A 22,913-nucleotide genomic window follows, 5' to 3' on the forward strand; every position below is an offset into this window, starting at 1 on the left:
TTAAGGAGGTAAAGATGAAAAGATATATCATAAAAAGAATGCTGATAGCACTGCCTATGATGTTGGCAGTATCCTTTATCGCCTTTGTTCTTATCAATCTCATTCCAGCTGATCCTGCTGAAGTAGCCCTAAGGGTGAATGATATCATACCTACTGAGGAAGCAATAGAAGGTATGAGGGAAGAATTGGGATTAAATAAATCCTACTTGCAACGGTATATTGATTGGCTACGGGATGTTCTCCGTCTTGATTTTGGGAATTCCTATGTCAATAAAAACAGAACGGTTATAGGGGAGATTTCTAGGAGCTTACCCGCTACTTTAGAGCTGGCAGGGGCTTCTTTGTTTATTGTCATTTTTGTCAGTATACCTATTGGGGTGCTTTGTGCTACATTTAAAGACAGTGTTTTTGATAGAATCGTAAGATTATTTATATTTATCGGTACGGCGATGCCCAACTATTGGATTGGCATTTTGTTGATATGGTTATTTGGAGTCAAATTAGATCTGCTACCAACGGGAGGAAATAAAGAAGAAGGTGCAATTATTCTGCCTGCCATTGCATTGAGCCTTACCTATATTTCCACCTATGTTAGATTGATAAGAACCAGCATGCTAGAAAATATGACAGAGAATTATGTTTTTTATGCAAAGGTTAGAGGACTTAATGACAAAACAATCATATTAAAACATGTTTTGAAAAATTCGCTTCAATCCTCTATCACTGCTTTAGGAATGAGTATTGTTAAGCTGATTTCTGGAACTGTTGTGATCGAAAATATCTTTTCCTGGCCGGGGATAGGTAGACTATGTATTTCTTCAATTTTTAATAGGGATTATCCAGTGATTCAGGCTTATATTCTTATGATGGGTATACTCTTTGTTTTATGTAATCTTATTGTGGATCTTGTACATTATAAATTGGATCCAAGACTACAAGAGGTGATGTAATGATGATAAAGAAATTACTGAGGGACAAAATCGCGCTGATCACTTTAATCATTATATTATCTACGATGCTGATAGGGATTTTAGCCGAGGAGATTGCACCCAACGATCCAAATAAAACAAATATTACAAATAAATATACCCAGATTAGTGAGGAATTTCCACTAGGGACAGATCATCTTGGACGCTGTATACTATCAAGATTAATCTATGGTATAAGACCTACCATATTTTTATCCATGATTACAATGTTCTGCACAATTATCCTTGGGACAATTGTTGGTATGATATCAGGATACGCTAGAGGGATGATTGATGAAGCGATTATGCGGATGGTGGATGTCATGTTATCCTTTCCTAGCGAAGTTATGATACTTGCAGTGGTTGGTATGATGGGGGTTGGGATACGAAATATCATTATAGCAAGCATCGCCATCAAGTGGGCTTGGTATGCTAGAATGATTAGGTCCAGTGTGATTAAATACAACAATAAAAATTATATTTTATATTCCAAAACCATCGGTACAAGTAAAGGTTTTATTATCACCAGACATTTACTTCCCAATATTCTATCGGAGATCATTGTGCTGGCTACATTGGATATGGGCTGGGTCATTCTTAGTATTTCTACGCTTTCATTCCTTGGACTTGGAATTCAAGCACCAACTGCAGAATGGGGAGCCATGCTCAGTGAAGCAAAGAATGTGATTACCTCTCATCCAACACAAATGCTTGCTCCAGGCTTTGCTATATTAATCCTTGTGTCGGCTTTTAATATGTTGGGAGATAGTTTAAGGGATGTGCTAGATCCAAAGGAGGTATAAGCTAGTGGAAGAAATATTAAAGGTCAATCATTTAAAAGTGAGTCATAGGGACCATAAAGTGTTTAAGAATATCATTTGGGATATTTCCTTTACTTTGAAAAAAAATCGTTGTCTTGGTATTGTTGGAGAAAGTGGCAGTGGCAAGAGTATTACCTGCAAAGCTATATTAGATCTGCTGGATAAAAGTTTTGATGTAAAGGGAGAAGTGATTTTAAATGATATACATCTGTTGAAGGCAGACAAAAGGAAGATTAGACAGATAAGGGGAAAGGAAATCTCCATGATATTACAAAATCCTATGACTGCCTTCGATCCGCTGTACCCTATACAAGAACAAATGATGGAAACTTTTATTGAAAATCTTGATATTAGTAAAAAAGAAGCTTTGGTTCTTTCATTAAAGGCACTAGAGGATATGAATATCCTTTGTCCTAAAGATGTACTTAAAAAATATCCATATCAACTGAGTGGGGGGATGCTCCAGAGGATTATGATAGGTATCACACTTACACTAAAGCCCAGTATTATTATTGCCGATGAACCAACTACTGCTGTGGACGCCATCAATGTAGGGAAGGTGATGGAGGAGTTTGAAAGGATTAAAGAAACCTATGATACATCTATGATCTTTATATCCCATGATCTAGGGGCGGTTGCTAGGATATCTGATGATATCCTAGTAATGAAGGAGGGTGAAGTTGTGGAAGAGGGTGAAACACAGTGCGTGCTAAGGACACCTAAAAGTGAGCATACAAAATATTTAATCAATACCAGAAAGGCATTGACGGATAAGTTCCATCGGGTTATAGGATAGGAGGGGAGTTTAATGTTACTTGAAATACAGAATGTCTATAAAAGCTATAAAAAATCTATTGGTATGATAAAAAAAGAAAGTGTTGAAATTGTAAAAGGTGTATCCCTGAGGCTTAAGGAGGGAGAATGCCTTGGCATCATTGGTGAAAGTGGCAGTGGGAAAAGTACTTTAGGACGACTCATAATTGGTCTTGAAAAGGTAGATCGTGGTAATATACAGATTGAAGGTATCGACATCAGTAAGCTAAATAGTACGTTTCTAAAAAAGAAGGCAAGTGTTGTATTCCAAGACTATAGTTCTTCTGTTAACCCACGCTTTAGGGTTATAGATATTCTATCGGAACCCATAAAAACCTTTGAAAAATTAACAAAAAAACATACAATCAAAAAGGCAATCAATCTATTAGAAAAAGTAGGTTTAGCTGAGGAATATTTATATCGTTATCCCCACCAGCTGAGTGGAGGACAATTACAAAGGGTGTGTATTGCTAGAGCGATTGCCACCAATCCTAAATTTATTGTTCTTGATGAAGCCATAAGTTCTTTAGATGTATCAGTTCAGGTTCAGGTGTTGGATTTACTTATTGAGTTAAAAAAGCAAATGGCTATATCCTACATCTTTATCACCCATGATTTAACAGCCATTACCTATATATGCGATCGGGTTTTATTTTTTAAGGATGGCCTTGTCATCGAAGAGGTTAACGCTATGAGTGATTTAAGAAATGTAAAAGAGGAATATTCTAGGACATTATTACATGCCGCCATGATGATGAATGAGAGGGAGGAGACCTATGAAATACAAAGAATATCTTAAACTTGCTATACCCTTTACCATATCAACAATAACACAGCCTTTACTAGGAGCAGTGGATACCGCCGTTATAGGTAGACTTGGAGATCCTGCCTACATGGGTGGTGTAGCAGTAGGCACAGTGATTTTTAGTACCCTATATTGGCTATTTGGTTTTTTGAGGGTAAGCACATCGGGGTATTCTGCCCAAGCACTGGGAACAAATGATGAAAAGGATGGATTGTTTGCATTATATAGACCAAGTATAATTGCCATCATAATTAGTTTTATTTTTGTGGCGCTACAGGTTCCAATTTTTCATACTGCTATGAACCTTATTAATCCTGATATAGAGGTATACCGTCAAGCATCCACTTATTTTCATATTTTGATTTGGGGTGCACCCTTTGTTTTGCTGAACTATGTAAACCTTGGATGGCTTATGGGTAGGAAGAAGGTAAAGGCTTCTATGTTTTTACAGATTTTTACCAATGTGTTGAATATTGTTTTAGACATTGTTTTTGTCATGTATTTCAAGATGGGTGTAGCTGGGGTTGCCTATGCTACCTTGATCGCACAAATAACAGCCTTTGCTATTGGATTCTACCTGATCAGTGTGAATCTCAACCTATCAGCAATAAAAAAGTATCTTTCTCAGTTGTTTGATCAAAGAGCCTTCAAGAAAATTATGGGTGTCAATAGAGACCTGATGATTAGAACGGTATGCTTACTTATCGTAACTAATATGTTTGTAGCAAAAGGGGCTTCTCTTGGGACGGAAATGTTGGCAGCCAATGCAGTTTTATTCCAAATACAGTATATTATTGCATACTTTTTTGATGGCTTTGCCAATGCCTCCAGTGTCTTTGTAGGTACTGCTGTTGGAGAAAAGAATGCAAAGCTGTACAATGAAGTTTTGACTGTTTCTACCAAAACCACATTTATATTAGCGGCTATTATGTCACTTGTGATATACTTTTTTAGAGGTGAAATAATCAGTATTTTTACCGTTATTGAAGGCATAATTAACCTAAGTTTAGCCTACTCTATGTGGTTGGTTATTTACCCATTTGTTATAGGAATTGGCTTAGTCTATTATGGCATTTTTACCGGTGCCACCTATACCGCTCCCATCAGAAATTCAATGATTTTATCCCTTGGGGTATTCCTGATCACTTATTTTGTGATGGTTCCTCTGTGGGGTAACCATGGTTTATGGCTTTCTTTTATTGTTTTTAGTTTAGGAAGAAGTGTTTTTCTTGCACCCTATATTACAACCTTTAAGAAAGAAGTCTTTATACTTGAGACTAGCCAAGTGATTGCTCATAGTGTCTAAAGAATATTTGTAAGATTTTCATAGAAGAAGGAGGTATTATGAGAACATCCATTAAAGTAAAAATGATTGTAGCTATATGCATAACTTTTTTTATATTATTTGCCATATTTATTTATACGATGGATGGTAAAGTAAAAGAAAGCGTTAATCTCCTTAATGTAAATCTTACAAACCAACTAATTGATGCCAGGGGAAATCAAATGTCCTACTGGTTGGAACAGAGGAAAATAGAACTAGAAATGATGTCATCTTTTATTATAAACTTTGAGAAGGATGAAATAGAGGCCAGAGAGTATATTGAATCGATACATAAACAAAAAAGTGATAGTTATCTTGACATGGGGATTGTAAAGTTTGGTGGATATAAGGTTAGCTGTGATGGCACTGGCTACTATATTAATCAAGAAAAATATTATAAGAATGCACTAAAGGAAAATGCTAGTTTTAAACTAAGTGAGCCTATGGAAAAGAACGGAGAAAAGATTGCTGTCATGCTTTACAAAGTTGGGGGAGTAAATAGAGAGATTGAGTTTATTTATGCAGAGATCTCCTTAGAGGGTTTAATGAGAATCGCCTCTAGAATTAATGTATATGGAGGCACTGGAGAGATATTAGTAAAAAATAATAGTATCCATAGGGATGGAAAGTTTTTTGATGCTAATTTCATACAAGAAAATCCAGTGGTTTTTGAAACAGACATAAAATCTGCCAGGGGCTGGTCTCTTAATTATTATATTCCTGAAGGGAATATAAATGAGATTAATCAAGAGGTGCGTAAGTTCATTATAATTTTTCAAGTGATACTGCTGCTAACTGTCATTATGCTGTTAACAGTTAGCTTTACTTCAATTATCAGACCTATTGATCAGTTAAAAGGACTGATGAAAAAAGTCGAAGATGGGGATTTGTCAGTAAGGCTTAAAACCAATAGAAAGGACGAAATCGGTAGCCTGATTACTGGCTTCAATAATATGACAGAGAAACTTGAAAGACTTAGCTATCAAGAAAAGGAAATGAAGCTTAAAATCATGCAGGAGCAAATCAAACCGCATTTTCTTTATAATACGTTAGACACCATCAAATGGGTAGCTATGGAGGATAATACAGAAGAAGTGATAAGCCTGATCGATTCCTTAAGTACGTACTTTAGAATTGGTCTCAGTAGCGGAAAAACCTTTATTAGTCTTGATGAAGAACTGGAACATATTGATAGTTATCTGAGGATTCAAAAAGCAAGGTACGAGGAACGACTAACTTATAGCATTCATTATGATGAGAGTCTGATGGAATATATGGTAATGAGGGTCCTATTACAACCTATTGTAGAAAACGCTGTGGTACATGGGGTGAGCAAAATGGAAGGTGGAGGTAAAATTTCTATTTATATTACCCATAAAGATGAAACTATCCTTATAAAAATAATGAATAATTCAGAAATAGCTCTAAATACCCTGGAGGAAATAAATCATGCTTTAAAGGCAAATAGAAAAACCGAGGTTTTGAAAGGTTATGGACTATATAGTGTAAATCATAGGATAAAGCTAGAGTATGGTGAAAAGTATGGTTTAGAGCTTCAAGCCAAAAGCGGGTGGACTACTGCCATCATTACAATACCAAAGATAAGAAGGGAGAATGACTATGTTTAAAGTTCTTATTGCAGATGATGAGCCCAAAATTAGAAAAGGACTTAAACAGTGGATAGAGGAAAGTTCCTATAAATTTCAGGTGGTTGCTGAGGCGAAGAATGGCAAAGAAGCTTTAGAATATACGATAAAGGCTTCACCAGAATTGTTTTTAGTAGACATTAATATGCCAATGATGAATGGACTTGATTTTATTAGTCAGATGAAAAAAATCTCTCCCAATAGTATTGTAGTGATTATTACTGGTTATGACGATTTTCAGTATGCCCATAAAGCCATAAAATTTAACGTTTTTGATTATTTATTAAAACCTGTTTCTAAAAACGAGTTTAACAACCTTTTGAGAAAAGTGACGGAGACTCTTGGTAATCGTGCTGATGAAGCTGAGGTGATGGAAGTCACCACAGAAAAAAATGCTGCGTATTCAAGCATGATTAGATCTGTCAAAGACTATATAGATGATCATTTTGATGATAGCCAACTGGATTTATCTCATATAGCTCAATTGTTTGATACAAGTAAATCTTATATTAGTAAACGAATGAAACAGGAGCTAGGAAAGTCTTTTGTAGAGTATCTAACGGATATAAGATTAGAGAAGGCAAAAAAAATTTTAGAAAACCATCATGCTAGAATGACTATGTATCATGTCTCCACAAGGGTAGGCTATACGTCACAGCATTATTTTAGTAGAGTTTTTAAAAAGACCTATGGAATATCGCCTATGGAATATAGGAATAAGTTTAATAAGCTTTAAAGTATTGAGATATCTATAAAAGTACTCCTTTCTGACTTAGAATTATTTTTTAATTCTCCACAGAAAGGAGTTTTTATTTATATCTTAATTACGCGTCAACATGAGAGAACGCTGGTTTATATGAATCTAATGTTGAATCGTCTGTATTACTTTTAAAATTTAGTAGAAATGCAGAATTTATAATAACGACAACAGATCCCACATTGTGTACTAAGGCACCAAGCACTGGTCCTAAAACACCTATCATTGCTAGTATAATAGCGATAAAGTTGAGAAGCAGAGATAGCACTATGTTTAGTTTTATTGTTGTCATTGTTTTTTGTGATAGACTTAATAGGTGAGGAATGGATTTGATGTCATCACTTATAAGGACAATATCTGCTGCATCAACAGCAATGTCACTACCTATACCACCCATTGCAACGCCTACATAAGCTTTCTTAAGGGCAGGTGCATCATTAATACCATCACCAACCATGCACACCATCTCATTTTTATTCTGATAATGTTCAATTGCAGACATTTTATCTTCTGGCAAGCATTCAGAGTGAACAGTAAGAATGCCAACATTTCTTCCAATATGAGAAGCTGCTTGTCGGTTATCTCCAGTTAACAATATACTTTCTACATTAAGGGCATTAAGGTTTCTAATCATTTTTGGAGAATCTTTACGTAATGTATCAGACAAGGCTAAAAAACCAGCCTTACAGCCATTAATGGCGACATAGATAATTGTGCAACCGTCGTTTCTGTATGTAGATGCTTTATCCATCATATCTTTAGGGATGACGATACCGTTTTCAAGAAGTAGTTCAGCATTTCCTGCAAAAATGATATCATCTTCGATCGTTGTTTTGACGCCGCGGCCTGCAATCATTGTGAATTCTTGTGGCTCAACTAAAGCTTTGTTTGAGGTGTTTTTAAAATGAGAAACAATGGCCTTACCCAACGGGTGCTCGGAACGTAGTTCAGCAGAAACTGTCAGTGTCAATAATTTTTCTGAACTTATATCAGAATTGAAGCTATGCACTGCTACAACAGCAGGTTTACCATAAGTAAGGGTACCAGTTTTATCAAATGCAATTTTAGTTACCTTTGATAGTCTTTCTAGGGCATCTCCTTCACGAACAAGGATGCCAAACTTGGTAGCATTACCAATACCAGCCATTATGGCAGTGGGAGTAGCAAGTACTAAGGCACAAGGACAGAACACAACAAGAATCGTAACCGCTCGAATCATTTCCCCTGTGATAATCCATGTACCAACTGCAGATACAAGCGCAATGACAACTATCCAAGTAGCCCATCTATCCGCCATGCCAACAATTTTAGCCTTGCTTGAATCAGCAGATTCTACGAGTTTAATCATTCTCTGTAGTGAGCTGTTTTCACCAACCTTAGTAGCCTTCATATCAAAGGCACCAAACTGATTTACAGTTCCACTGGAAACTTCATTGCCTACAGCTTTATCAACAGGCAGTGATTCACCTGTCATTACGGATTGATTAATGGAGGTTTGGCCAGAAATAATCACGCCATCAACGGCAATGGTTTCTCCTGGAAGTACACGGAGCACATCATCTATTTGAACCTTTTCAGCAGGTACTATGTTTTCCACTCCATCACGAAGGACTCGAGCAGTGCGAGGGGTAAGATGTATCAAACTTTCAATACCGGCACGTGCTTTTGCAACGGTACGTTCCTCTAATAGAGCACCCAGTGCCATAATTAGTGCGACTTCACCTGCAGCAAAATTTTCACCAATGAAAACAGCTGCAACAAGTGCGATTGAAACTAAAACATCTGCCTTAATGTCAAAGTTTTGTATAAGTCCTTCCACTGCACCTTTTATAATAGGAAAACCGCAGAGAATAATCGCTATCCATGCTGCATTAATCTTGAAATTCCCAATATCAAAAAAACTAATCAACAATGATATAGCAGATAGTATTAGAAATAATATGGTACGCTTTTCTTCATTTTTTAAAAAATCTATGGCCACTTTCATTTTATCACCTACCCCATCCTAGAAAAATGCTCTACAGCTTTGGCAAATTGAGCAATGGTTCTGTCAGCATCACCATGCTCTATACCATCACGTACGCAATGATGTAAATGACCTTCTAAAACGGCCTGTCCGACTTTGTGAAGTGCACTTTTTGCTGCATTAATTTGTATTAAGATATCTTCGCAAGGAACATCCTTATCTACCATTCCAGAAATAGCTCTAAGCTGACCTTCGATTTTTTTAATCCTTGATTGAACTTTAGTAACATCCATGCATTGACGCATATTTGTATCCTCCTTATAACTGTATTGTATACCTATAGGGGTATGGGTATACAATAGCACGCCATATATATTTTGTCAATCAGATGTTAAAGGCAACGGATTTAATGAACTGAACCTACGTCAAAGAGCAGAAACTCTAACAAAGCCCTAGCTTTGATTAGTAAATTGTTAATTCAGATTAGAAAAAAGTAATTTAATGATATAATAGGGTATGATTACTACTTTTGATACTATGAAACAGTCGATACAATAAAGATGTACTTCTTGATTTTATAAAAATTAAATGTGTAGAAAGTGAAGTGTTTAGATGAGTAAGTCATTATATATTGCTGAAAAGCCAAGTGTTGCGCTAGAATTTGCAAAAACATTAAATATCAAGGGAAACAAAAAAGATGGATTTATCGAATCAAATGAGGCTGTTGTGACATGGTGTATCGGACATTTAGTAACCATGAGCTATCCTGATAAATATGACGACAAATATAAAAAATGGGTACTTAAGGACCTGCCATTTTTGCCAAACAAGTATAAATATGAAGTAATTAAAAATGTAAAAAAACAGTTTGATATAATCAAGACACTGATGAAGAGAACGGACATATCAACGATCTATGTATGTACAGACTCAGGACGTGAAGGTGAATATATCTATAGACTGGTAGATGAGATGGTTAATGTTAAGGGTAAAACGAAAAAGAGAGTTTGGATTGACTCACAAACAGAAGAAGAAATAAAAAAGGGTGTTAAGAATGCAAAGCCATTAGATGAATATGATAATTTAGCAAATGCAGCCTATCTACGAGCTAAGGAAGATTATTTAATGGGAATAAACTTTTCAAGACTGTTGACGCTTAGTTATGGAAGTGCACTCAGTAAACGTTTAGGAAAAAAATATGTTGTCATCGCAGTTGGAAGAGTTATGACATGTGTTTTAGGAATGGTCGTTCAAAGAGAAAGAGAAATTAGAGAGTTTGTGAAAACACCATATTATAAAATTATATCCAATTTTCAATTGGATCAATCCATGGATTATGACGGAGAATGGAAGGCCATTGAAAGTTCTAATTATTACATGTCTGATTTGCTTTATAAAGATATCGGATTTAAGGAAGTGAAGTCTGCTGAAAAATTCATTAGGGAATTAAAAGAAGACAATACAGAGTTAACAGCAGTTGTGGAGACCATTAAAAAGAAAAAAGAAACCAAGAATCCCCCATTACTATATAACTTAGCTGAATTACAAAATGAGCTTTCAAAAAAATTGAAAATAAATCCAGATGAAACATTGAAGGTCGCACAAAAGTTGTATGAGAAGAAGATGATCACCTATCCAAGAACTGATGCCAGGGTTTTGTCCAATGCTGTGGCCAAAGAGATACATTCAAATTTAAAGGGTCTTTTACGTGTTAAACAATCCTGTCAGTTAGAGCCTGGTGATGAAGGGATTAATGATTTTATTCAAAAAATAGTAAATGAAGGCTTATACAAAGAGTTGCAGAAAACAAAGTATGTAAATGATAAGGCAATTACGGATCACTATGCAATCATTCCAACAGGAGAAGGGTTAGGCAGCTTTAATAGATTAACAGATTATGAAAAAGAGACGTTTTTATTGATTGTACGACGCTTTTTAGCTATCTTTTATCCGCCTGCCATTTTTAGTCAGTTATCGATTACGACGAAAATTAAGACGGAGAGCTTTTTCACCACCTCAAAGGTATGTATACAGGAAGGATACCTAGAGATATTAAATGATGGTAAAAAGGATGGTGCTTCAAGTCTAGATAAAGAAGAAACATTGAAAAAGTTAAAAAAAGGACAGACGGTGAAAATTAATAAATTAGAAATCAAGGAATCGGAGACCACACCACCTAAAAGATATAGTTCTGGTTCTATTATTTTGGCAATGGAGAGTGCGGGAAAATTAATTGAAGATGAGGAATTAAGAGAAAAAATCAAAGGCAGTGGTATTGGCACCAGTGCCACCAGATCTGGGATACTCAATAAATTACAGCAAATCAGTTATATTGCGTTAAATAAAAAGACACAAATATTAACCCCTACGTCATTGGGAGAATCAATTTATGATGTGGTTGATGAGTCTATTCCATCGCTTTTGAAGCCAGAGCTTACTGCTAGCTGGGAAAAGGGTCTGGGTATGATTGCCAACGGAGAGATCCAGTGTGATGAATATATGATAAAGCTAGAAGCATATATAAGAAAGAATACGCAAAAGGTGCTCAAATTAAGCAATCAACCTAATTTACTAAATTCGCGCTCAATTAAGTCCACTACCAATAAAGGAAATCAGGACACAAAGGGAAAAAGAGTAGGAAGGCTTGCACTTGGGAAGTGTATCGCATGTGAAACCGGGGAAGTTTTAGAGAATAGCAAAGCATTCTATTGTAGTAATTGGAAGCAAAACTGTAAATTTACTGTATGGAAGGATAGTCTGAAGCGTTATGAACAAGAAATCGATGAAGAGATGATAAAAGCATTACTTGAAAAAGGGCAAATTGACAAAGTAAGTATCGTATTGCCACAGACAAATGAAAAATGTACAGCATCCTTAGAGTTTAAAGATAACAAAAAAGGTGAACTTCAGCTTAAAAATGTTACCCCAACTACCGAATAACAAGGACTTACTGGTTGTTTTAAATTCAGATAAAGTTATTATAGTTTAACAGCAGGAGAAATAGTAGCTCTTGAAGCAGATGTCAATTATGGTATTGAAGCTTTAGATGACACCAAATACCTCAACATTCTCGTGAAAAATTAGCAAAAAAAGATAACATCAATTGCTTATAAAGTTATACTCAATTAAAAATATAAAAAGAGAGAATCAAAATTAGAAACACTATTTGATTCTCTCTTTTTTATTTGGTGTTTTAGAATACAATGAATCATCAAGAAGCTTTGCTATGGTTACTAACACTCATCATTATACAATGATTGAGTAAAGCATAAGATATAATGGACAAAAAGAGTTCAATTAGTTAGAATATTATGGTAATATAGAGGTAATCTATCGACGGAGTTTGTTTTGTATACAAAGTACTGTATTAAGTTGGAAAGGATAGGAAAATTCAGGATAGAAGGAAGGTGTATCGGTAATGGGAAAAAATATTTCCCCAACATCTTGCATTACCAAGATCATAAAAAAGGTTAAACATTATTTTGTGATTATCCTATTTTCGTCAACTATATGGGTCATATTGAGTGAAGATCTATCGATCAAAAGCATATTGTTGGGCTGTATATTGGGATTAGGTTCAATTTTTTCTACGGAGCAATTTCTTATACAAGAGGAGCATAAAGTTCACTGGAGATTAAACCCTATTCTATTGGTAAAGTATTTATTTTACTTAATTATTCAGGTATATACTGCTGGTTTTATCACTATTGGTAAAATAATCTCAGGAAAGATTAATCCAGATATTGTAGAAATCAGTACAGAATTGGAGGATGACTTATTAATCTGTGTCCTGGCTAATTCCATCACCTTAACACCAGGAACCATCACTGTAGATAAGGAAGGGCAAAACCTTAAAGTCCTATGGTTGGATTGTATTACGAAGGATTGTGACAAAGTAGGGGACATCATCAAGGGAGGTTTTGAGAAAATCCTCAAGAATAATAAATAGTAGAACCATGGGAAAAGTGGCATAGGAGGGGGTGGATAGGTTAAATGTTTATCAAACATGTAATGTTTATCTTAATTTTGCTAGGACTGATAACTTCAATCAGAAGCATTTTAGGTCCTACCATATGGGATCGACTTTTAGGCCTAAGCCTTATTTCCTCAAAAATTACGATGCTTATTGTGTTATATGCAATCATAACGGAACAGAAATATATTATCGACACTGCCATCGTATATGTTCTGTTAGGGTTTATAGGGATGATTTACACATCAAAATTTATTCAGGAGAAGGGCAGGGTGTAGTCTATGATGATTATTGGATACATTTTTATGGGCCTAGGTATTGTATGTATCGCCTTCGGTGTCTATGGCATATTTAGATTTAATGATTTTTATTCTAGGATATTGGTTGCATCAAAGGTAGATACCGTCGGTCTTGTTACACTACTGATTGGTGCGATGCTGGTAAATGGCAATATTTATTTCTCATTAAAAATAATGCTTATTATAGTAATAGCTATTATGACGAATCCATTAATTTCCCATTCCATTGCCCGTTCAGCTTACTTAAGTGGTTATAGGATAAAGAAGGGGGAGGAGGGATGATTTATGTTTTCTACACCCTCATAGTGGTGTTTGCCATATTAGCTGTTCAAACGAGCCAGGTCCGTAGAGCGGTCATCTATGTAGGGATTTTTGCACTGGCGATTTCATTTTGTTATTTATTCTATAGTGCTCCTGATGTTGCTATAGCTCAAGCTGTAATTACCAGTACCCTTGGAACAATACTATATCTTATAGCCCTTCAGAAGAAAAATATGGTTTTGATCTATTATACCCATGGTGATGATGAAATGAGTAACGATGACAATCAATCAAAAGAAGGGGCAGGCATACTAAAGGAGATTAAGGGCTATTGTCTTCTTCATGGTTTAGATTCTCAAGTAATCTATACTGACCAACCTGTAGCGAGTATCGAAAAACAGCATAACTATGATTTAATCATCAGGCAAAAAGGAGCAGAAATTTATATATATGGTCTTGGACAACATGATCTTTTACATAAATGTAGGGTTTTAATGGAAGGGGATAAAGAAAGGAATATTACAATCTATCGATTGGCAGAGGGTGATGTGGAGTGAGGAAGTTACTGATATTTATATATATTTTTTGCCTATTTGTCCTGGTAATGTGGATACATCTTCAACATAATGAAGTACTGTCTGATGGATTAATGCAATATTATGTAGGGAATTTCTACGAAGATACAAAGGCACAAAATGCTGTAGCTGGAATTGTTCTAAATTATCGAGTCTATGATACCCTTTTTGAAGCACTCACCCTTTTAATTAGTGTGGTGGCAGTCAGCCATTTCTATCATGGTAAGGAGGATGAGGCTTAGGGAAGGATTAAGTCCCTTACAAGGAGGATATAACTTTTTACTATATTCCTTGATAAATAGGGCAAAAGGAAAGGGTGTTACTTATGAAGGAAAATTCTGAAATTATAGCTAGAGTGATCGGTATCATGCATCCATTTATTCTCCTCTTTGGTTTTTATATTATACTTAACGGACACAAGACACCCGGGGGAGGATTCCAAGGAGGTGCTATTTTATCGGCTGTATTTATGAGTCGATATCTTGGATTATCTATACAGGATATCAGGATGAATATTCTACAGGTGTTAGAAAAAGCCTTTTTTATTCTCATCATGATTGTTCCTATCGTATTCGTTCTGTGGGAATTTAAAACAAGGTTCCCTTTTCTAAATGAATTTTATCTCATTACAATGAATGTATTAATTGGACTCAAGGTAGGCTGTGGATTAAGTATTATATTTTTTACATTTGTTTTTGATGGAGGTAGGTGATGGCTTATCCAACTAGTAAATGGTGAGAGTATAAGTGTATTATTATTTTTTATAGGTCTTTATGGTTTATGTACACAACGTAGTATGATTAAGGCAATTATATCTATTGAGATCATGCAAAGTGCTATTGTATTATTCTTTGTTACCATTAATTTTCAAGTCGGAGCCCAACCTCCAATTGGTGTAGGGCACCAAACCAATGTTTCCGACCCATTACCTCAGGCGCTGATGCTGACGGCCATTGTCATAGGTGTGGCGGTTACGGCTGTAAGTCTAGCTATGTTAATAGCCATCCAGCATAAATATGGCACAACAGATTGGCAGGAGTTAATTAAAAAAAGGAGAGAGCTAGGATCATGATAAAACTACATGTACTTGTGTTATTGCCTATATTTGTGGCGATACTTATGTATCTGTTTCCAAATAAACGTATGCGTATGCTTGCTATCTTTATTCAAACATTTTTTCTGCTGGGGGCAGTTTTAAACTTTGTAGCTATAAGACAACATGGTCCAATGACGGAGAACCTTGGAGGTTGGAGTAATTATGCTGGGATAATTTTGAAATGTGACCTTCTTTCTGCCGCCCTTATCATGCTTACAGCTATTTTGTTTTTATCCATGATGATCTTTAGTTACAGTAGTTCCTACTCTAATAAACATTTTCTGTTCTTATTCATGACGCTCCAGGGGTTAATCAATGGAATTTTTTTATCAAGTGATTTATTTAATATTTATGTCTTAATTGAAGTTGCTACCATTATTGTCAGTGTATTGATTATGTTTAAAAAAGATACCCGCTCTATCTATGATGGCATTGTATATTTACTGATGAACTTCGTAGCCATGACGATGTTTTTATTTGGTGTGGGATTTATCTATAAAACCTTTGGGGTCTTAGATTTTCAGGGTATTCAAGAAAATATAGGGCTTGTTACACAGCCCCGATCTCTTGTCATAGGATATGCATTAATCATCACCGCTGTAGGATTAAAATCAGCTTTAATACCGTTATTTAGTTGGTTACCTAAGGCCCATGGCACCCCAAGTGCCCCATCGATTATATCGGCAATATTATCGGGGCTTTATGTTAAAATTGGTGTATATTTATTTATTAGGGTACAGCAGTTATTTGGAGGGGCTATTGATACATCCCAATATTTCTTGCTATTAGGTTTTTTAACAGGAGTAATAGGTTTCATCCTGGCATTATCCCAGAGTGATTTGAAGTTAATACTTGCTTATCATACGGTTTCCCAAATTGGTCTTATTATGATAGCACTTAACTATCCCAGTAGCTACGCCTATTGGGGTGGGAAATACCACATTATCAATCACGCATTCTTTAAATCTACCCTCTTCCTAACGGCAGGCATGATTATGAAGGAATATAAAACAAGGAATATATGGGAAATCAAAGGGGTTTTTAAAAGAATGCCTGTAGTGGCCATTGCAACCATCATGGCAATCCTGGGGATTACCGGTGCACCCCTTTTTAACGGGAGTATTTCTAAATATCTGATCCAAAGCGCTGTGACAGGTAATATAACAGAGTATGGTATTCTGATTGTGAATTTGGGGACCATCATCTCCTTTGTGAAATACGCTTCAATATTATATGGTGATAGTAAAGTTGAACCAGTTCCCATAGATAAATATGAGGGGGGCATCGTTCTTTTCCTAGGATTTATTTGCCTGATAGGAGGTATTTATGGTGAGAAGTTTATTTATCTGTTATTCCAACAACAAGTAGCCATCGATTCAATAGCCTATTGGGAAAAAGCAGCCCTTTATGTTGTATCTCTAGGAATAGGCGGTCTGATTTATAAGCAGGTTATATTAAAATCTCAACTATTATATCGTGTTAAGGAATTGGAGCTAAGTTTTAATGATATATGTATTTGTATAACAACTTTCTTTAGCATGACAGTGCTGTATATGATGTTAAAAATATAGCTTTTTAATCTTTTTTTAACATAAACTTTACCACTACATAACAAAGTAATTAATAGAAGGTGATATCCTGTAATAGGCAATGAATTTAAAATTATTTACAAAATGACTCTATGACGATTACTATTTAGTTTTGTACAAGCTAAAATGTAGCAGGTGTTGTGGAATCGGGAATCTATTGGTATTATGCTGTCTATTCTTGTGATTATCGTAACTATTATAGATTATATTGGTAGAAATATCAGAAAAGGCACTAGTTAAGTTAAAAAAGAGTATCTTTCCTCCCCCTTTAGATGCTCTTTTTTAGTGTCTTTAATTATATATAGTTGTTATTTTAATGAGAAATTAACAGTAATTTAATACCCTATTAACCTAGACAAAGTACACTCATATCATATAGTTCATCTTGATATAAATTTGATTGGAGGAAGCCTTATGGGAAGTGATATTGAATCAATTATTGTAGATCAACTGATGAATGATATATATGATGGAAAGTATTTGGCTAAAGAAAAGCTTCCATCGGAATATGAATTGTCTAGTGCCTACAAAGTATCAAGAATGATCGTCAGAAAAGCCTATATAAAGTTACAGGAAATGGGATATATTTACTCGGTACAGGGTAAGGGAAGATATTTGAAGAATCGCAGTCAGTTAATAGAGTTGACTTTAAATGGGAGTGAGAGCTTTACAAAAAAGATGCTAGATAAAGGCTATAACCTAGAAACCAAGAATATTTTTTGCACTAAAATCAAGTATGAGGAGACGATTCATAAGGAATTAGGAGTAAAAAAAGAAGCTGAGGTTTATAAAATAGGAAGGTTAAGAATAGTAGACAGTAGGCCTATTGCCCTGCATGTATCTTATGTAGCTAAATCTCTGTTTAAGGATATTGAAGAAAGCGGAAAAGCAATTCAATCAATGTTTGATTATTATAGAGGACAAGGATATGAGAAATTTGAGTCTAATAAAAGTATATTAAGTATTCAATTTGCAACTTTAAAGGAGAGAGAATTACTATGTTGCCCTGACTTAGTCCCTTTATTAATTGTTGAAACCAACTGTATAGATAGCATTGATAATAGGATGTTGGAATATACAAGGATCCTTTACCGAGGAGATTCCTTTAAGTATATTGTTGAATAAGGTTACTGAGAGGATTTAGGTACAATCGAAAGTATAGAAAATGACAAGGAGGAATAAGTGATGAAGCGATTAAGCCTATGCATTGATATTGATGGAACTATCACAGAAGCCTATGACTGGATTCCAAGGGCTAATGACTGTTTTAATACCAAAATTACACCTAAGGAAGTAAAGGTTTATGATATTCATGAGGTACTAGGCGTTGAGATGGAAGCTTATTATAAGTTTTATGATTTATACAAAGAGACGTTCTGTGAAGAGGCAAGAGCAAGACTAGGTGTAAAGAAAGTTCTGGATAAGCTATATGAAAAACACCAAATTCACTTTGTGACAGCTCGAGAGGAAAAGCTGAAAAATATTACTGAAAAATGGTTATTCCATCATGAAATACCATTCGATACTTTATCACTATTAGGGACACATAATAAGGTTGTTAAGGCTCAAGAACTGGCCTGTGATATTTTTATTGAGGATCGATACGAAAATGCAGTGCAGCTTACATCATATGGATTCAATGTACTACTTATTGACTGTTATTATAATCAAGGTCCCTTATCTACAGGGATGACTCGGGTGAGGAATTGGATGGAAATAAAGAATTTTATAGAAAGTTATGAACAAAAGACATATCAATACGCCAAGATCGCCACATCGGGATAGGTTTAAGTACCCCATAGAAAATAATCAATTAAATAGATCGGCATATTGACCAGTTATTTTCTTGGAGATGCCTAGAGGAAAAGCATATATTTTGGTATATTCTGCTTTTTCTCTATTTTTTTGATTAAATTATTAAAATTTTTTAATGGGGAAGTAAGATTTTCAAAATCAATAAAAAATAATTTGTTAACAGAAGCTTTACAGACAGTAACTTGTTAACAAGATACACTTAAAAATAAGAGGAGGTGTTCAGTTTTGAACAGAAGAAAGAGAACGGAAATTCTAATTAAAAGTCCAATTGAAGTAGCGAGAAGCTTTGCAAAGGAAATAGAGAATCATTATGACATGACAATTATTGAAAAGCCTCATCAAACCTTGACCATGATAAAAATAAAAGAAGAGGCTAGAAAGTCGCAATTTTTTATTGGGGAGGTTTTGGTTACAGAGGCAAAGGTGAAAGTAAAAGATCAGCTCGGGTTAGGTATCGTTACAGGCATCAATGAAAGCTTAGCTCTTACATTAGCAATTATAGATGCAGCATACAACCTAGAGTTAATTGAAACAAAGAAATGGAATGAAAAATTATTTTATGAAGAAAAAAAGCTTCAAAAGCAAAGAGCACTAGAAGTTGAAAGAATATTAAAAACCAAGGTCAGTTTTGAAACTATGCAAGAATATTGAAAAAAGAAAATATAACAAGGGAGGAAAAAAGGATGGGATTTGACCGTATACATGATGTGCAGATGATTTATAGAAAAGTATTAGATGCCATGTCAAGGCCAGGAAAAATAAATAACATCAAAAAAGAAACCGAGGCATTAGATCAGTATCAAGATTTATATCTAGGAACCTTTGGGATTCTCCATTTACTATTAGATACAGAAGTTACCTATAACGTAATCTCTAATAATGAAAAAGTAGTTTCACAGCTGATTAATTTGCATACCTACTCAAAGAGAGCAGATATAAAAAAAGCAGATTACATTTTTATTTTAAAAAATGCAAATAAAGAAGAAGTAGAAGTGTCTTTAAATGATTCTAAAATTGGAGATTTAAGAGATCCTCAGAAATCAGCCACCGTTATTTTAGAAGTAGAAGAAATTTCAAATGAAAAAGGTTTGATCTTAAGAGGTCCAGGAATAAAAAAAGAATCTTATTTAAAAATAAACACACCTTTTTCATGGATTGAAAATAGAAATCAAAAGAATATCGAGTTTCCCTTGGGGATTGATATGATTTTTATTGATAAAGATGCCAATATTACGTGCTTGCCTAGGACCACAGAGATCCATAAAAAGGATGTGAGTTAAGATGGCGTATGTTGCAGTTAAAGGAGGGACAAAAGCCATTGAAGCCTCCATTGAGGCCTTAACCTATGAAAGACTAAAAAACCAAGACACCATAGAAATTCAAAGTATATTATCTGGTATGAGGGTCTTTATTGATCAGGTCATGTCCGAGAGTAGTATTTACTCAAAAGAGCTTGCAGCAATTGCAATAAAACAAACCGAGGGTAATTTAGAAGAAGCGGTTTTTCTACTTCGAGCCTATCGGTCCACACTTTCTAGAACACACTATACAAAGGCAGTAGAGTCAAAGGATATGTTGATAGAGAGAAGGATTTCAGCAAGTTTTAAAGATATACCAGGGGGACAAATATTAGGAGCCACCTGTGACTATACACATCGTTTACTTGACTTTAACTTAATGAATGAATCAAGAGAGGATACCAAAGCCTGGTTAGTAGAATATGCTAAAAAATTAAAAAAACAAAAAGAATCTGTCCCAGATATTAAAGAAGAAAGGAACCAGGGACATATACCCATTAAAATCAATGAAAAACCTTTAGAATTTAAAGATCCATTAAGGGATATGTCAAAAGTCATTTCGATTTTAAGAAAAGAGAATCTACTAAGAGATTTTAAAGAATCAATGGAAGAACCAAAGGATATTACAAAGGAAAATATTGAGTTCCCAACTAAAAGATCGGAAAGACTCCAAATTTTAACCCGAGGGCAGACTGGTGCAGTTACTTCATTAGGTTATGCAGCAATCAGAGGATATGGTGCTACACACCCCACCGTGGGAGAATTAAGAGTAGGAAAGCTACCTCTTTATATTGGAAACCCTATTGAAAATGGAGAAAATCAAGTGATAGAAGATGATTTTTATATCGGAGAGATTAAAGTAACGGAAGTTGAGAGTTTATTCCCTAGAAACATTAAAAGACCCAATGGGAAAAATGAAATTGAATTTGATGTAGGCTATGGAATCTGCTATGGACAAAATGAAAGCAAGGCCATTGCCATGAGCGTATTAGATAATTGTTTAGAAATGAAAAATAAAGAGTTTCCAACCTATGACGAAGAATTTGTTCTTTATCATATCGATTCCGTAGAATCCACTGGATTTATTTCTCATCTTAAGCTACCTCATTATGTAACGTTTCAATCAAAGTTAGAGCAAGCAAGAAAAACTAGGAAAAAGGATGTGAAAAATCATGATAACCTCTTATAATTTTGCTTTCTTAGATGAAAATTCTAAAAAGGAAATTCGAAGAAAGACATTAAAGGCAGTTGCGATTCCAGGATATCAAGTCCCTTTTGCATCAAGAGAAATGCCAATTGGAAGAGGATGGGGAACGGGAGGATTACAGCTCACTTTATCCCTAATCGGAAAAAAAGATATCTTAAAAGTCATTGACCAAGGTTCAGATGAATCCGTCAATGCTGTTAATATAAAAAAGCTCATTCAAAGGACAACTGGAATTTCATCTACAGATGAAACGAAAAATGCAAGTATTATTCAATCAAGACACAGAATACCAGAGGTGAAATTGAAAGAAGATCAGATTTTGGTCTTACAAGTGCCCATACCAGAGCCCCTTCGTTTTGTAGAGCCTAGTGAATTTAAAACAAAGGGACTACATGCAGATGAAGAATACACAGGAGCTTGGTTAGGATTGTTTGAACAAATTGTAAAATACAATAATGTGACAACGGGTGCAAATTATCCAGTCCTTGTAAATGACCGTTATGTGATGTCACCAAGCCCCATTCCAAGATGGGATAACCCTAAAATGGACTCAGCTGATGCACTTATATTATTAGGGGCAGGTAGAGAAAAAAAGATTTATGCTGTACCACCCTATACAACGGTTCGGTCTTTAGCCTTTACGGATTATCCATTTAAAGTAGAAGACTTTACAGGGAAATTCTGTGGTTTATGTGGTGAAAATCATGCCTTTTTAGATGAAATGATTGATGAAAAAACAGAAAAAACCACTTATCAATGTAATGATTCTAGCTATTGCTTAGAAAATATGAATCAAAAAATAAATGATGAGGATGAGGTGAGAAAGGTTGAATAATTTTGAAAAACCAATGATTAAAATTGATCATTTAACAAAGCAATATGGAAATGGGTGTGAGTTTTGTAGGGATTTTAAAAATACAAGTTTACAAAAAAACTATTGTCCAAAATGTGAAACGGTTTATGCCTGTCAAGATATTTCTTTAGAAGTTTTTGAAGGAGAGATTTTAGGGGTGGTGGGGGAGAGTGGAAGTGGTAAGTCTACATTATTATCTTGTTTATATTTTGATCAAGAGGTTTCAAGGGGGGAAGCTTATATTAACCACTATGAAAATGGAAATATAAATATACTGGCGTTATCCTCTCAAAAGAAAAGATTTGTTAGAAATCATGTTTTAGGCATGGTTTATCAAAATCCAACGAAAGGACTTAAAATGAAGGTATCATCTATCGGTAATATTGCAGAAAAGTTGATCGCAGCAGGAAACCGAAGGGTAGATACCATGGAAAAAAGAGGTTACGAGCTCCTAGAGCATGTCAATATTCCTTTAGTCAGAATAAAAGAGTTTCCTGAAAATTTTTCCGGGGGAATGCAGCAAAGAGTCCAAATTGCAAAAGCACTATCAAATAATCCGCCAATACTTCTTTTGGATGAAGTCACTACTGGACTAGATTTATCAGTTCAGGCCAATGTATTGGATTTGATTAAAAAAATTCAAAGAGAGTTAAAAATTACAATGATTGTGGTATCTCATGATTTAGCAGTCATTAGAATGTTAGCTGATAGAAGTATTGTGATGTTAAATGGAAAAATCATTGAAAGTGGGATCACAGATCAAATATTAGAAGATCCACAGCACCAATACACGCAAGAGCTGGTTCATTCTTTATTATAAAAAGGATAAAGAACTATAAATCAAAAT

General features: G+C 34.9%; 25 protein-coding genes. 23 read left to right on the forward strand and 2 right to left on the reverse strand.

Annotation, left to right across the window (positions count from 1 at the left end):
* Positions 1–14: 14 nt before the first annotated feature.
* The 7 genes from opp1B to AMET_RS05610 are packed head-to-tail and all read left to right on the forward strand — an operon-like array spanning position 15 to position 7,113.
* Positions 15–950, forward strand: a complete 936-nt coding sequence (opp1B, locus tag AMET_RS05580) for a nickel/cobalt ABC transporter permease (RefSeq protein WP_012062384.1) — start codon at positions 15–17, stop codon at positions 948–950.
* A complete protein-coding gene (gene opp1C / locus AMET_RS05585; RefSeq protein ID WP_012062385.1) occupies positions 950–1,771 on the forward strand; it encodes a nickel/cobalt ABC transporter permease in 822 nt (273 codons plus the stop codon). The genes opp1B and opp1C overlap by 1 nt, the downstream gene beginning before the upstream one ends.
* A 4-nt stretch (positions 1,772–1,775) precedes the next feature.
* Positions 1,776–2,585 carry an ABC transporter ATP-binding protein gene (locus tag AMET_RS05590; protein ID WP_012062386.1) on the forward strand — a complete coding sequence of 270 codons (810 nt, stop codon included), beginning with the start codon at positions 1,776–1,778 and terminating at the stop codon, positions 2,583–2,585.
* Positions 2,586–2,597: 12 nt separating this feature from the next.
* A complete protein-coding gene (locus AMET_RS05595) occupies positions 2,598–3,401 on the forward strand; it encodes an ABC transporter ATP-binding protein (RefSeq protein WP_012062387.1) in 804 nt (267 codons plus the stop codon).
* The gene (locus tag AMET_RS05600; RefSeq protein WP_012062388.1) at positions 3,379–4,713 is read left to right on the forward strand and encodes an MATE family efflux transporter; all 1,335 of its coding nucleotides are present in this window, start codon (positions 3,379–3,381) and stop codon (positions 4,711–4,713) included. Before AMET_RS05595 ends, AMET_RS05600 begins: the two co-directional genes overlap by 23 nt.
* A 38-nt stretch (positions 4,714–4,751) precedes the next feature.
* Positions 4,752–6,359 carry a sensor histidine kinase gene (locus AMET_RS24165; protein ID WP_012062389.1) on the forward strand — a complete coding sequence of 536 codons (1,608 nt, stop codon included), beginning with the start codon at positions 4,752–4,754 and terminating at the stop codon, positions 6,357–6,359.
* Positions 6,352–7,113 (forward strand): response regulator transcription factor, encoded by a 762-nt coding sequence (locus AMET_RS05610; RefSeq protein WP_012062390.1) that lies wholly within the window; start codon positions 6,352–6,354, stop codon positions 7,111–7,113. Before AMET_RS24165 ends, AMET_RS05610 begins: the two co-directional genes overlap by 8 nt.
* Positions 7,114–7,201: 88 nt before the next feature.
* Here the strand turns inward: AMET_RS05610 and AMET_RS05615 are convergent, their stop codons facing one another.
* Positions 7,202–9,121 (reverse strand): heavy metal translocating P-type ATPase, encoded by a 1,920-nt coding sequence (locus AMET_RS05615; RefSeq protein WP_012062391.1) that lies wholly within the window; start codon positions 9,119–9,121, stop codon positions 7,202–7,204.
* An 8-nt stretch (positions 9,122–9,129) separates the two neighbouring features.
* A complete protein-coding gene (locus AMET_RS05620) occupies positions 9,130–9,405 on the reverse strand; it encodes a metal-sensing transcriptional repressor (RefSeq protein ID WP_012062392.1) in 276 nt (91 codons plus the stop codon).
* Positions 9,406–9,712: 307 nt separating this feature from the next.
* Here AMET_RS05620 and AMET_RS05625 point away from each other — a divergent pair, with 307 nt between their 5' ends.
* From AMET_RS05625 to AMET_RS05700, 16 genes are all read left to right on the forward strand, one after another.
* Complete coding sequence (locus tag AMET_RS05625; protein ID WP_012062393.1) at positions 9,713–12,040, forward strand: DNA topoisomerase; 2,328 nt, start codon at positions 9,713–9,715, stop codon at positions 12,038–12,040.
* A gap of 478 nt (positions 12,041–12,518) precedes the next feature.
* On the forward strand, positions 12,519–13,049 hold the full coding sequence (locus AMET_RS24170; RefSeq protein WP_012062394.1) for a Na+/H+ antiporter subunit E: 531 nt from the start codon (positions 12,519–12,521) through the stop codon (positions 13,047–13,049).
* A gap of 62 nt (positions 13,050–13,111) precedes the next feature.
* Positions 13,112–13,351: a monovalent cation/H+ antiporter complex subunit F gene (locus tag AMET_RS05635; protein WP_207636414.1), complete on the forward strand. Its 240-nt coding sequence runs from the start codon at positions 13,112–13,114 to the stop codon at positions 13,349–13,351.
* 3 nt (positions 13,352–13,354) lie between these two features.
* On the forward strand, positions 13,355–13,654 hold the full coding sequence (gene mnhG, locus AMET_RS05640; protein ID WP_012062396.1) for a monovalent cation/H(+) antiporter subunit G: 300 nt from the start codon (positions 13,355–13,357) through the stop codon (positions 13,652–13,654).
* Complete coding sequence (locus AMET_RS05645) at positions 13,651–14,190, forward strand: Na(+)/H(+) antiporter subunit B (protein WP_012062397.1); 540 nt, start codon at positions 13,651–13,653, stop codon at positions 14,188–14,190. Before mnhG ends, AMET_RS05645 begins: the two co-directional genes overlap by 4 nt.
* A complete protein-coding gene (locus AMET_RS05650) occupies positions 14,187–14,450 on the forward strand; it encodes a hypothetical protein (RefSeq protein ID WP_012062398.1) in 264 nt (87 codons plus the stop codon). The genes AMET_RS05645 and AMET_RS05650 overlap by 4 nt, the downstream gene beginning before the upstream one ends.
* 83 nt (positions 14,451–14,533) lie before the next feature.
* The gene (locus tag AMET_RS05655; protein ID WP_012062399.1) at positions 14,534–14,920 is read left to right on the forward strand and encodes an MnhB domain-containing protein; all 387 of its coding nucleotides are present in this window, start codon (positions 14,534–14,536) and stop codon (positions 14,918–14,920) included.
* A 30-nt stretch (positions 14,921–14,950) separates the two neighbouring features.
* Positions 14,951–15,280 (forward strand): sodium:proton antiporter, encoded by a 330-nt coding sequence (locus AMET_RS05660; RefSeq protein ID WP_083760846.1) that lies wholly within the window; start codon positions 14,951–14,953, stop codon positions 15,278–15,280.
* Positions 15,277–16,875, forward strand: a complete 1,599-nt coding sequence (locus AMET_RS05665) for a complex I subunit 5 family protein (RefSeq protein WP_012062401.1) — start codon at positions 15,277–15,279, stop codon at positions 16,873–16,875. Before AMET_RS05660 ends, AMET_RS05665 begins: the two co-directional genes overlap by 4 nt.
* Before the next feature lie 432 nt (positions 16,876–17,307).
* Positions 17,308–18,018 (forward strand): GntR family transcriptional regulator, encoded by a 711-nt coding sequence (locus tag AMET_RS05670; protein ID WP_012062402.1) that lies wholly within the window; start codon positions 17,308–17,310, stop codon positions 18,016–18,018.
* 60 nt (positions 18,019–18,078) lie between these two features.
* Complete coding sequence (locus AMET_RS05675) at positions 18,079–18,678, forward strand: 5' nucleotidase, NT5C type (RefSeq protein ID WP_012062403.1); 600 nt, start codon at positions 18,079–18,081, stop codon at positions 18,676–18,678.
* Between the two features lie 255 nt (positions 18,679–18,933).
* A complete protein-coding gene (gene phnG / locus AMET_RS05680; RefSeq protein WP_012062404.1) occupies positions 18,934–19,359 on the forward strand; it encodes a phosphonate C-P lyase system protein PhnG in 426 nt (141 codons plus the stop codon).
* A 32-nt stretch (positions 19,360–19,391) separates the two neighbouring features.
* Positions 19,392–19,988 carry a phosphonate C-P lyase system protein PhnH gene (gene phnH, locus AMET_RS05685; RefSeq protein WP_012062405.1) on the forward strand — a complete coding sequence of 199 codons (597 nt, stop codon included), beginning with the start codon at positions 19,392–19,394 and terminating at the stop codon, positions 19,986–19,988.
* 1 nt (position 19,989) lies between these two features.
* Positions 19,990–21,195 (forward strand): carbon-phosphorus lyase complex subunit PhnI, encoded by a 1,206-nt coding sequence (locus tag AMET_RS05690; RefSeq protein ID WP_012062406.1) that lies wholly within the window; start codon positions 19,990–19,992, stop codon positions 21,193–21,195.
* Positions 21,179–22,048 (forward strand): alpha-D-ribose 1-methylphosphonate 5-phosphate C-P-lyase PhnJ, encoded by an 870-nt coding sequence (locus tag AMET_RS05695; protein ID WP_012062407.1) that lies wholly within the window; start codon positions 21,179–21,181, stop codon positions 22,046–22,048. The genes AMET_RS05690 and AMET_RS05695 overlap by 17 nt, the downstream gene beginning before the upstream one ends.
* The gene (locus tag AMET_RS05700; protein WP_012062408.1) at positions 22,041–22,886 is read left to right on the forward strand and encodes an ATP-binding cassette domain-containing protein; all 846 of its coding nucleotides are present in this window, start codon (positions 22,041–22,043) and stop codon (positions 22,884–22,886) included. Before AMET_RS05695 ends, AMET_RS05700 begins: the two co-directional genes overlap by 8 nt.
* Positions 22,887–22,913: the final 27 nt, after the last annotated feature.

Source organism: Alkaliphilus metalliredigens QYMF (assembly GCF_000016985.1).
Taxonomy (GTDB): Bacteria; Bacillota; Clostridia; order Peptostreptococcales; family Natronincolaceae; genus Alkaliphilus_A; species Alkaliphilus_A metalliredigens.